The 11,333-nt window shown below is 65.4% G+C and carries 13 protein-coding genes; 5 read left to right on the forward strand and 8 right to left on the reverse strand.

Features of this window, described 5'->3' with window-relative positions; translation table 11 throughout:
• The 3 genes from H8A95_RS37715 to flbD form a co-directional block, all read left to right on the forward strand.
• A partial coding sequence (locus H8A95_RS37715; RefSeq protein ID WP_229187675.1) for a FliH/SctL family protein occupies positions 1-495 on the forward strand: 495 nt, incomplete at its 5' end.
• Between the two features lie 21 nt (positions 496-516).
• Positions 517-867, forward strand: coding sequence for a flagellar motor switch protein FliN (fliN, locus tag H8A95_RS37720; protein ID WP_050631817.1), 351 nt, complete (start codon positions 517-519; stop codon positions 865-867).
• Between the two features lie 56 nt (positions 868-923).
• Positions 924-2,309 carry a sigma-54-dependent transcriptional regulator FlbD gene (flbD, locus tag H8A95_RS37725; protein ID WP_229187676.1) on the forward strand — a complete coding sequence of 462 codons (1,386 nt, stop codon included), beginning with the start codon at positions 924-926 and terminating at the stop codon, positions 2,307-2,309.
• A gap of 42 nt (positions 2,310-2,351) precedes the next feature.
• Here the strand turns inward: flbD and H8A95_RS37730 are convergent, their stop codons facing one another.
• Positions 2,352-2,507, reverse strand: coding sequence for a hypothetical protein (locus tag H8A95_RS37730; RefSeq protein ID WP_171947754.1), 156 nt, complete (start codon positions 2,505-2,507; stop codon positions 2,352-2,354).
• Positions 2,508-2,687: 180 nt separating this feature from the next.
• On the opposite strand from H8A95_RS37730, the gene H8A95_RS37735 reads away from it, so the two are divergent.
• Complete coding sequence (locus H8A95_RS37735) at positions 2,688-3,068, forward strand: hypothetical protein (RefSeq protein ID WP_229187677.1); 381 nt, start codon at positions 2,688-2,690, stop codon at positions 3,066-3,068.
• 61 nt (positions 3,069-3,129) lie between these two features.
• Here H8A95_RS37735 and H8A95_RS37740 read toward each other — a convergent pair whose 3' ends face one another.
• The 7 genes from H8A95_RS37740 to H8A95_RS37770 all read right to left on the reverse strand — a co-directional run bounded on the left by H8A95_RS37740 (position 3,130) and on the right by H8A95_RS37770 (position 10,011).
• A complete protein-coding gene (locus H8A95_RS37740; RefSeq protein WP_229187678.1) occupies positions 3,130-3,720 on the reverse strand; it encodes a flavin reductase family protein in 591 nt (196 codons plus the stop codon).
• A gap of 7 nt (positions 3,721-3,727) precedes the next feature.
• On the reverse strand, positions 3,728-4,567 hold the full coding sequence (locus H8A95_RS37745; RefSeq protein ID WP_229187684.1) for an ATP-binding cassette domain-containing protein: 840 nt from the start codon (positions 4,565-4,567) through the stop codon (positions 3,728-3,730).
• An 8-nt stretch (positions 4,568-4,575) separates the two neighbouring features.
• Entirely contained in the window at positions 4,576-5,322 is a 747-nt protein-coding gene (locus H8A95_RS37750; RefSeq protein ID WP_229187685.1) for an ABC transporter permease subunit, read from the reverse strand.
• Positions 5,323-5,480: 158 nt separating this feature from the next.
• Positions 5,481-6,662 (reverse strand): FMNH2-dependent alkanesulfonate monooxygenase, encoded by a 1,182-nt coding sequence (gene ssuD / locus H8A95_RS37755; protein ID WP_229187679.1) that lies wholly within the window; start codon positions 6,660-6,662, stop codon positions 5,481-5,483.
• Complete coding sequence (locus tag H8A95_RS37760) at positions 6,644-7,597, reverse strand: sulfonate ABC transporter substrate-binding protein (RefSeq protein ID WP_229187680.1); 954 nt, start codon at positions 7,595-7,597, stop codon at positions 6,644-6,646. The genes ssuD and H8A95_RS37760 overlap by 19 nt, the downstream gene beginning before the upstream one ends.
• 40 nt (positions 7,598-7,637) lie before the next feature.
• Positions 7,638-8,588 carry an aliphatic sulfonate ABC transporter substrate-binding protein gene (locus H8A95_RS37765; protein WP_229187681.1) on the reverse strand — a complete coding sequence of 317 codons (951 nt, stop codon included), beginning with the start codon at positions 8,586-8,588 and terminating at the stop codon, positions 7,638-7,640.
• 217 nt (positions 8,589-8,805) lie between these two features.
• On the reverse strand, positions 8,806-10,011 hold the full coding sequence (locus H8A95_RS37770) for an LLM class flavin-dependent oxidoreductase (RefSeq protein ID WP_229187682.1): 1,206 nt from the start codon (positions 10,009-10,011) through the stop codon (positions 8,806-8,808).
• 203 nt (positions 10,012-10,214) lie between these two features.
• On the opposite strand from H8A95_RS37770, the gene H8A95_RS37775 reads away from it, so the two are divergent.
• Complete coding sequence (locus H8A95_RS37775) at positions 10,215-11,324, forward strand: ATP-dependent DNA helicase (protein ID WP_229187683.1); 1,110 nt, start codon at positions 10,215-10,217, stop codon at positions 11,322-11,324.
• Positions 11,325-11,333 lie beyond the last annotated feature (9 nt).

Below are 11,333 nucleotides of genomic sequence, written 5' to 3' on the forward strand. Positions count from 1 at the left end.
GGCTATGAGGCCGCGCTGCGCGAAGCCAAGGTCGAGAGCGACCGCCGCGCGGCGCAGGCACTCGAAGAGATCGGCACCGCGATCAAGGGCATCGCCGCCCGCTTTGCCGGCATCGAGATGCGGATGGAGACCGAGGCGGTGGATGTCGCGGTCGCGGTTGCCCGCAAGCTCTGCTCCGAACTGGTCGCGCGCGAGCCGCTCGGCGAGATCACCGCGCTGGTCTCCGACTGCTTCTCGCATCTGGTGGCGACCCCGCATCTGGTGGTCCGCATCAACGACGCGCTCTACGAGGCGGCGCATCACAATATCGAGCAGATGGCGGCGCATTCCGGCTTCCAGGGCCGACTGGTGATCCTGGCCGAGCCGACCATTGCAACTGGCGACTGCCGGATCGAATGGGCCGATGGCGGCGTAGTGCTGGAGCGCGCCGCGATCGAAGGCAAGATCAACGAACTCGTCGGGCGCTATCTGGCGTCCCGCGGCCAGGCCGGCTGAAGGGGCATTGAGGGCTGAACCATGAGCGACACCGACACCCAAGTCCCGCTTCCCGATCTCAACGCCGCCGACGCGCCCGGGATCGACGACATCGGCTACAACGAGGACGAAAATGCCGCGCGCATTGCGGCCGACCTCGAGGCCGTGTTCGACGTGCCGGTGCAGGTCTCGGCGGTGCTCGGCCGCTCCAAGATGGACGTCGGCGACCTCCTGAAGCTCGGACCGGGCACCGTGCTTGAACTCGACCGCCGCGTCGGCGAGGCGATCGACATCTACGTCAACAACCGCCTGGTGGCGCGTGGTGAAGTGGTGCTGGTGGAAGACAAGCTCGGCGTGACCATGACCGAAATCATCAAGGCAGAACGCTCTTAAACGGACTTAGGCGGTAGCGCGCGGAACCTGCGCGACCAGACGAACAGGAGATCATCATGCGGCTTCTCATCGTTGGCACCCTGAAGGGCCAGCTCACGACCGCGACCAAGATCGCGATGGACAACGGCGCCTCCGTGACCCACGCCGAGGCTGCCGAACAGGCGATGAACGTGCTGCGCGGCGGCAAGGGCGCCGACCTGCTGCTGGTCGACGTCGGCCTCGACATCCGCGACCTCGTGATGCGGCTCGAGGCCGAACACATCCACGTTCCGATCGTCGCCTGCGGCATCTCCAACGACGCCCGCGCCGCGGTCGCCGCGATCCATGCCGGCGCCAAGGAATACATCCCGCTGCCGCCCGACCCCGAGCTGATCGCAGCGGTGCTCGCCGCGGTCGCCAACGACGCGCGCGACCTGATCTGGCGCGACGAGGCGATGGGCCGGGTGATCAAGCTGGCGCAGCAGATCGCGGGCTCCGACGCCTCGGTCATGATCACCGGCGAGTCCGGCACCGGCAAGGAAGTGCTGGCGCGCTACGTCCATTCCCGCTCGGCCCGCGCCAAGCGGCCGTTCATCTCGATCAACTGCGCCGCGATCCCGGAGCACCTGCTGGAATCCGAGCTGTTCGGCCATGAGAAGGGCGCCTTCACAGGCGCGGTGGCGCGCCGCATCGGCAAGTTCGAGGAAGCGACCGGCGGTACGCTGCTGCTCGACGAAATCTCCGAGATGGAGGTGCGGCTTCAATCGAAGCTATTGCGCGCGATCCAGGAGCGCGTGATCGACCGCGTCGGCGGCACCAAGCCGGTCCCGGTCGACATCCGCATCATCGCGACCTCGAACCGCAATCTGTCGGAGGCGGTGCGCGAGGGCACCTTCCGCGAGGACCTGCTGTTCCGCCTCAACGTCGTCAATTTGAAGATCCCGCCGCTGCGCGATCGTCCGGCCGACATCCTCGAGCTGGCGCAGCATTTCGCCAAGAAATATGCCGAGGCCAACGGCGTTGCGGTCCGCCCGGTCTCCGCCGAGGCGCGCCGCGTCCTGACCGCGAACCGCTGGCAGGGCAACGTCCGCGAGCTCGAGAACACCATCCATCGCTCGGTGCTGATGGCGCAGGGCGACGAGATCGGTGCCGACGCGATCCTCACCCCCGATGGCGACCGTCTCGACCTCGCCAAGACCGCCCCCGCGGTGGCGCACGCCACGCTGGCCGCCGAGCAGGTCACCCGCGCGCTGGTCGGCCGCACCGTTGCCGACGTCGAACGCGACCTGATCCTGGAAACGCTGAAGCACTGCCTCGGCAACCGCACCCATGCCGCCAACATCCTCGGCATCTCGATCCGCACGCTGCGCAACAAGCTGAACGAATATGCCGACGGCGGCATCCCGATCACCCCGGCCGGCAATGGCGCGCCGGATTATCAGCGCATGGCGAGCGCTGGCTGAGAAAAGGAAAGCGGCGGGCGATCCCGCCGCGACCGCCTCGCCTCACGAATAGTTGGGCGCATCGGGCTTGCGAAAGATCCGGATCGGATCGCCGGGTGTGATGTCGCGGCCGGTGAAGGTCACATACGCATAGAGCGCAAGATACGCGACGGCGATTGCGCCGACGAGATAGAACAGCCAGGCTCCCACGCGCTTCATCGAACCGTCACGTCTCCGAAATCTCGGGCGCTTTTAATGGGCTCGCCGGGAAAGCGCCACCGCCAGCATGCCGCGCCGGCAGCCTGTCATCCCTTGAAACCTTTCATCCCTTGAATCTTGCAGCCGGCTGCCGTAATCAATCCTCCATTGTTCTTACTTTTTATACAACTGGAGAGCGATATGGCCCTTTACGCGCAGACGACCGGCTCCCATTCCACGAATGCCCCCACCTGGACCCCGATTCCGGGTCTCAGCCTGACGATCCCCGAAGGCGTCGGCACCACTGCGATCATCACCCTCAACGTTCCGATGCCCTACGCCACGGGCGACGCCAATCCGGGCGGCACCTTCGGTGTCAGCGTCAACGGCGCGGTCTCGCCGGTCGTGGCGGGCTTCACCTATAACGAGCCGGTGCCGCCCAGCTTTGGCCGCGTCCCGACGACGCTGGTCGTCGGCATCCCGCTCGGCAATGCGGCTCAGGCCGTCCAGGCGGTCTGGTACGGCGTCCGCGGCAGCACCGTGAACATCGACAGCCCAGCGAGCCTGAGCGCGACCTTCTAAAGCCTGACCCGGACAGACACCGCGTTAGCCTGTTGCCGGAGCATGATCTCCGGCACATGCGCTAGCGCGCGCCCCGGGCATGGGCGTGACGCGACGGGAGGCTGACCTCGGCCAGCCGCGCGGCGTCTTCGTCATGGTCGATCGCGACATATTCGCCGTGCCAGTAGGCGAGCGCGGCGGTGCGTTGCGATGCGATCACGTCGAGCACGCGGCCGATGACGATCGCGTGCGAATGCCGTTCGATGACCTCTTCGACCTCGCAATCGATGGCGGCGAGCGCGCCGACCAGCAGCGGGACACCCGACGCGCGCGTCGTCCATTCGGCGCCGGTGAACCGGTCAGCGCCCTTCAAGCCACCCTTGCCGGTAAAGCGCTCGGCGATGTCGAGCTGATCCGCAGTCAGGATGTTGACGCCGAATGTGCCATGGCGCGCGATCAGCGGCCATGAGGAGGCGGCGCGGTTGACGCTGACGATCAGCGACGGCGGCTCGACCGACAGCGACGACACCGAGGTCACCGTCATGCCCGAGATGTCCTTTCCACGCCCGGCCGTGATGACGCTGACGCCGCCGGTGAGGTGACGCATCGCGCCACGAAACTCAGCAGCCGCAACCGCTGATGCGATCGAAACATTGCGGACGAGGGAATTCATGGCGACCTCACTGGGTGTCTTCGCTGCCTTCGAGCAGATGCTTCAGAATCTCGCCTTCGAGCGCGGCAAGCTCGGCCGAGCCGCGCCGGCGCGGCCGCGGCAGATCGATCGTGACATCCTGCGCGATGCGGCCGTCCTCGATGACCAGCACGCGGTCGGCGAGTGCGACCGCCTCGGCGACGTCATGCGTCACCAGGATCGCGGTGAAGCCCTGGTCGCGCCAGACCCGCTCCAGCAATTGCTGCATCGAGATTCGCGTTAGCGCGTCGAGCGCGCCGAGCGGCTCGTCGAACGCCAGCACGCGCGGCTGGCTGACCAGCGCCCGCGCCAAAGCCACGCGCTGCTTCTGGCCGCCCGAGAGCACGGACGGCCACTGCCCGCGCTTGTCGCCGAGACCAACCTCGACCAGCGCACGCTCGGCGCGCGCCTGCGCGTCCGCGGACGAGCGCTCGCGCCCCAACCCGACCTCGACATTGGACAGCACCCGCGCCCAGGGCAGCAGGCGCGGCTCCTGCAACATGACGCGGACATCCTGCGCCCGCGGCTGTTCGCCGAAGGCAAAGCTGCCCGCGGTCGGCGCGTCGAGGCCGGCGATCAGACGCAGCAGCGTGCTCTTGCCGCAGCCGCTGCGGCCGACGATCGCGACGAACTGGCCCGGGGGAATGTGCAGGTCGATGCCGCGCAGCACCTCATTGTCGCCGAACGCCTTGCGCAAGCCGCGAATGGTCAGCGACAGCCCGCGGGTCGCGCCTTCCGATCCCCGCCGCAACTGCCGCGCCTGCACGACGATGTCGGCGCGGTCAACCGGCTCGGCGTCAGCGGACTGGAAACGAAGCGCTTCTTGCATGCTCATTCTCACTTCTTCTGGAAAGCTGGGTGCCACGACAGGGTCAATCGCTCCAGCGCCCGCGAGGCGCTGTCGGCGAGCTTGCCGAGCAAGGCGTAGATCAGGATCGAGAGCACGACGACGTCGATCAGCATGAACTCGCGCGCCTGCATCGCCATGTAGCCGAGGCCCGACGACGCAGCGATGGTCTCGGCGACAATCAGCGTCAGCCACATGATGCCGAGCGCAAAGCGCAGGCCGACGAAGATCGAGGGCAGCGCGCCCGGGAAGATCACCCGGCGGAACAGCTCGCCGTCGGTCATCCCGTAGATGCGGCCCATCTCGATCAGCTGCGGATCGACGGTGCGGATGCCGTGCAGCGTGTTGAGATAGATCGGAAAGAACACGCCGAGCGCCACGAGAAAGAGCTTTGCCGACTCGTCGATGCCGAACCACAGGATGACCAGCGGGATCAGCGCCAGATGCGGGATGTTGCGCACCATCTGCAGCGTGGTGTCGGTGAGCTTGGCCGACAGTTGCGACAGCCCGTTGGCAAGGCCGAACGCAAAGCCGATGCCGCCGCCGATCACAAAGCCGATCGAGGCACGCCAAAAGCTGACCCAGATGTTGCGGACCAGCTCGCCTGACAACAGCAGCTTCCATCCGGCCTGCGCGACGTCGGTCGGCGCCGGCAGGACGCGAGACGGTACGTAGCCGGTGACGCAGGCAAGCTGCCAGATCAGCACGATTGCCAGCGGCACGATCCAGGGGATCAGCCCATCGACCTTCGGAAGTTTCGGCGCGCTGGAGCTGCTTCCGTTCCGATCGGATCGGAACGGAGCTCCAGATTTTTGTTTTGACGCGTTTTCTTCACGCGAACCGGCATCCACTTCGCTCGAGAACGCTTTGCGGCGCGGTAGACTGTCGATGAGACTCATGATTGCGATGCCTGCTTCTGCGGACGGTAGTCGTTGCCGATGGTTTCGCCGAACGGGCCGGTGTTGACGCGGATCGGCGTCACGTTGCCGGGCTGCGCCAGCGACAGCAGCGGGAACACCAGTTCGGCGAAGCGATAGGCCTCCTCGAGATGCGGGTAACCCGACATGATGAAGGTATCGACGCCGACGTCCTGATACTCCTTGATCCGCGCCGCAACGGTCTGGGGATCGCCGACCAGCGCGGTGCCAGCGCCGCCGCGCACCAGGCCGACGCCGGCCCAGAGGTTGGGGCTGATCTCGAGCTGGTCGCGGCGGCCGCCATGCAGCTGCGCCATGCGTTGCTGGCCCACCGAATCCATCCGCGAAAAGATCTTCTGCGCGGCAGCGATGGTGTCGTCGGTGACGTACTGGATCAGCTCATCGGCGGCGCGCCACGCCTCGGCGTTGGTCTCGCGCACGATCACATGCAGGCGGATGCCGAAGGAGAGCTTGCGGCCGCGTTGCGCGGCGACAGCCTTCACCTTGGCGATCTTCTCGGCGACCTGCGACGGCGGCTCGCCCCAGGTCAGATATTTGTCGACGGTGTCGACCGCGACGTCGATGCCGGCGTCCGACGAGCCGCCGAAATACAGCGGCGGCCGCGGCGATTGCACCGGATTGAACAGCAGGCGGCCGTCCTCGATCTGGATGTGCTTGCCTTCGACATTGACCGTCTTGCCGGCCAAGAGATCGCTGTAGACGTTGAGGAACTCGCGGGTCACCGCATAGCGCTCGTCATGGTCGAGGAAGATGCCGTCGCCCTTGTTCTCGACCGGATCGCCGCCGGTGACGACGTTGATCAGAAGACGGCCGTTCGACAGCCGGTCCAGCGTCGCGGTCATGCGCGCGGCGACGCTCGGCGATTGCAGGCCGGGCCTGACCGCCACGAGATACCGCAGGCGCTCGGTCCACGGTGCGACGGCCGATGCCACCACCCAGGAGTCCTCGCAGCTCCGTCCCGTCGGCAGCAGCACGCCGTAATAGCCGAGCTGGTCGGCAGCCTGCGCGATCTGGCGCAGATAGTTGAAGTTCACCTCACGGCCGCCGATCGACGTGCCGAGATAGCGGCTGTCGCCGTGGGTCGGCAGGAACCAGAGGATGTTGGCGTTGGTTGGGGTGCTCACGTGCCCGGCCTCCATGCGACGTCGGAAATCTTGATGTGTTTGGGGATCAGGCCGAGCGCGAAGAACGTGTCGGCGACCTGTTGCTGATCTGCGATCACGGCGTCGGTGACCGGCTTGATGCCGTAGGCCTGCCGCTTCAGCGCGACCTCCACCACCGGCACCGACAGGCCGATGCTCGGCGCCAGCTGTTCGGCGACGGCGTGGATGTCGCCCTTGGCCCAGTCGTCGACCTCGCTGAGCTGCGCCAGCACGAGCTCGACGATCTTCGGATCGGCCTGCAAGAACTTCTTCGAGGAGAAATAGAACTGATAGTTGGCGACGACGCCGGTGCCGTCGGCGATGGTGCGTGCGCCGGTCGCAGCCTCCGCCGCGGCCTGGAACGGATCCCAGATCACCCAGGCATCGACCACGCCACGCTCGAACGCCGCGCGCGCATCGGCCGGCGCCAGGAACACCGGCTCGATCTCGGAATATTTGACGCCGGCTTTCTCCAGCGCTTTGACCAGGAGATAATGGACGTTGGAGCCCTTGTTCAGCGCGACCTTCTTGCCCTTGAGATCAGTGACCGATTTGATCGGGCTGTCCTTCGGCACCAGGATCGCCTCGCCCTTCGGCGCCGGCGGCTCGTAGGCGACATACTGGATCGGCGCGCCGGCGGCCTGCGCGAAGATCGGCGGCGCCTCGCCGGTGTTGCCGAAATCGATCGCGCCGACATTGAGCGCTTCGAGCAGCGGCGGCCCGGACGGAAACTCAGTCCAGACGACGGAGTAACCGACCGACTTCAGCTTCTGCTCGAGCGAGCCCTTGCTCTTGAGCAGCACCAGCTTGCCGTATTTCTGGAAGCCGATGCGAACGACCTTGTCCTGACCATAGGAGGCGCCGACGCTCGCAGCGACGATGCTGACCGACAGCACCGCGCGGGCGACCCAGCGTCGAAACAAACGCGTCATGGGAATATCCTTTGCATTGAATTGACCAAACGCGCGCCGATCAGGTCTGGGTGTTGCGCCAGACGATGTCGCGGATCGCGATCTGCCTTGGAATCAGGCCCAGCTTGAAGAAGCGGTCGGCGACGCCCTGCTGGGTTGCAATCACGTCATCGGTCACGGGACCGACCGAGAAGCCGGCCCGCCGCGCCGCAATGGTCTGGATGTCGAGCGGCACGCCGGTGACGGCGGCCAACGATTTCGCGACGTCATCGGGATGCGCCTCGGCCCATTTTGCCGTCGACGTCGTAACATCGACGATCTGCTGCAGAAGCGCGCTGTGCTTGTTCGCGAAGTCGCGATTGGCGATGTAAAATGCGTTGGTCTTGGTGACGTCGCGGGTCTTGATCAGGATGCGGCCGTTCTGTTTGGTCTCGGCGATCGCGAAGTACGGATCCCAGATCGCCCAGGCGTCGATACCGCCATTGGCAAACGCAGGACCGGCGTCCGGCGGCGTCAGATAGACGGGCGTGATGTCGTCATAGGTCAGCCCGGCCTTCTCCAGCGTCTGGATCACGACGTTATGTGCGCTGGATCCCTTGGTGAAGCCGACACGCTTGCCCTTGAGACCGGCGATATCAGTGATTGCCGAATTCTGCGGCACCAGGATGCCCGACCCGTTGATGATCGGCTGAGCGGCGGCGTAGACGATGGCGGCACCTGCGGCCTGCGCGAAGATCGGCGGGGAATCGCCGACGGCGCCGTAGTCGACGCTCCCGACATTCATCGCTTCCATCATCGGCGGACCCGAGGAGAACTCGACCCATTTCACGCTGATACCCTGCGGCCTGAAATGATTTTCCAAGGCTTCGCGCTGGCGCGTGATAACGAGCACGCCGTTCTTCTGGTAGCCGATACGAATTTCCTTCGTGTCCGCCTGCGCCTGCGCACCCGGCGACAGCGCAGCAGCGGCGGCTGTGGCGAGCGACAGCTGGAGGAACTCACGACGCTTCATTCCAAGATTCTCCTGACGATCAAGCGCGCACTCGCGCTGCACGATCATGCGATGTCAGGATGATGGGGCGCGCGAATGAAGCTGTCGAGCACCGCACAAAAATAGCGATGCCTGCACTTCGGTGCAGGCATCGCGCATGCCGTTTCTTTTAAGGCGCTGACAGCGTGTAGCGAATTATTTTCCTCACGAGATCGCGAGGTCGCTGCGCATTAATTGATCAGCCTGCGGCGGCGGTCTTCGGGCCAACATTGACCGCGAGTTTACCATAGCGGTCCGAGAACGCCTGGGTGTCGATCTCCTCGAGCTGGATCGAGCCGTCGAGCACACCCTTCTTCCAGGCATCGTGCTCGGGATCGTGCTGGAACTCCGGCATCACTTCCTTGCCGAACAGCTCGAGCGACTCGCAGATGTGCTCATGCGTGTTCTTGCCGGCCTGGTTGAGCAGGATCACCTGGTCGATATGCGAAGCGCGGAAGCGGCGCAGCTTCTTGCGCAAGGTCTCCGGCGAGCCGATCAGGCCGCCGCGCAGCGCGGCCTCCTGCGCCTCGGGATTTTCGCGCTTCCACTTGTTGTACTCGTCCCACATGTTGACGGTGCCGGGCGCCGGGCGTTGCCGGTTCTGCGCCTGGCCGTAATAGCGCAGCGCGAACTGGAAGAAGGTCGCGCCGTCGGCGCGCCGGCGCGCCTCTTCATCGGTCTCGGCGCACATGAAGAACGAGACCAGCGCCATGTTCGGATTGATTTCGTAGTCGGCGAGCTTGTTCAGCCGCTTGGTGATCGCGTTGTAATAGGCATGCACCCAGGCATGCGCCGCCTCGGCGCTGACGAACTGGAAGCCGAGCGCGCCAAATCCGTTCTGCCCGGCGCGTTCGATCGTCGGCAACTGCGAGCACGCCATCCAGAGCGGCGGATGCGGCTTCTGCACCGGCTTCGGCACGACGTTGCGCAGCGGGATATCGAAATACTTGCCGTGATGCTCGGTGCCGACCTTGCTGAACATCGGGAAGATCGCGCTGACCGCCTCCTCGAACACCTCCCGCTTGGTCTCCATGTCGCGGCCGAATGGCGTCAGCTCGGTGATCGAGGCGCTCTCGCCCATGCCGAACTCGCAGCGTCCGTTGGAGAGCAGATCGAGCACCGCGATCCGCTCGGCGACGCGCGCGGGATGATTGGTGGTGAGCTGGAAGATGCCGTGGCCGAGCCGGATGTTCCTGGTGCGCTGGCTCGCGGCGGCGAGGAAGGATTCCGGCGCCGGCGAGTGCGAATATTCCTCGAGGAAGTGATGCTCGACGACCCAGGCGTAGTCGTAAGCGAGCCGGTCGGCAGTCTCCAATTGGGTCAGCGCGTTCTGGTAGAGCCTGAGCTCGTCGCCGTCGTTCCAGGGGCGCGGCAGTTGCAGCTCGTAAAAGATGCCGAATTTCATGGCGTCATCACTCCCAAGGTCCGTCCCCGACCGCTTGTTGTTTTCGGTCAGTCTAGTGGGGGAGAAGGCCAAGTCCAGCCTCGGGGGCGAAACTCCAATTCCGCGCAGCGGGAGGCGGCTTGCCTGGAACGCATGAATGTTTAGCTTGTGCTGGTATGAGTCGCGGCGCTATCGGTCGCGCGCTCCTTACCTCCGAAAGCCTCATGACCACCTTTACGCCGCATCAGGATTCCGCGCTGAAAGCCGTCGCCGATTGGCTGCAAGCCAAGCCGGGCAAGAACGGCACGCCGCCGGTGTTCCGCCTGTTCGGCTATGCCGGAACCGGCAAGACCACGCTCGCCCAGCACATTGCCGAGGGTGTCGACGGCGAGGTGAAGTTCGCAGCCTTCACCGGCAAGGCGGCGCTGGTGATGCGCAACAAGGGCTGCGACAGCGCCTCGACGATTCACTCGCTGATCTACCGCGCCCGCGAGTCCGGCGTCGAGCAGCCGAGCTTTGAACTCTGGGACGACGCGCCGGCCTCGAAGGCCAAGCTGATCGTGATCGACGAATGCTCGATGGTCGATGCCGAACTCGGCCGCGACCTGATGTCGTTCGACTGCCCGCTGCTGGTGCTCGGCGATCCCGCGCAATTGCCGCCGATCCAGGGCGGCGGCTTCTTCACCGACGCCGAGCCGGACGCGATGCTGACCGAGGTGCATCGCCAGGCGCAGGACGATCCGATCGTGCGGATGTCGATGGATATCCGCGAAGGCCGCGAGCTCGAGATCGGCCGCCATGGCGAGAGCGAGGTGGTCTCGCGCAAGGAGCTCGATCCGGACCGCGTGATGAGCGCCGACCAGGTGCTGGTCGGCCGCAACAACACCCGCCGCGCCTACAACATGCGGGTACGGCAGCGGCTGAACATCGAGGATCCCTTGCCGGTCGCCGGCGACAAGCTGGTCTGCCTGCGCAACAACCGCAAGAAGGGCCTGTTCAACGGTGGGCTGTGGCGGGTCAAGGCGCGGGCGCAGTCGAAATCCAAGATCATCACCATGCGCGTGATGCCGGACGAGGATTTCGGCTACAAGGTCACCAAGGTTTCGGTGCGCGGCGAATGCTTCGACGGCGGCGTCGAGGGCGTGCCGTGGGAGCAGCGCAAGCCCTATGACGAGTTCGACTACGGCTATGTGCTGACCGTGCACAAGTCGCAAGGCTCGCAATGGGACGACGTCGTGCTGTTCGACGAGAGCTTTGCGTTCCAGGACTCGCGGGCACGATGGCTCTACACCGGCATCACGCGGGCGGCGAAGCGGCTCAGCATCGTGGTGTGAAAGTGCTAG

The organism is Bradyrhizobium oropedii, assembly GCF_020889685.1.
GTDB lineage: Bacteria > Pseudomonadota > Alphaproteobacteria > Rhizobiales > Xanthobacteraceae > Bradyrhizobium > Bradyrhizobium oropedii.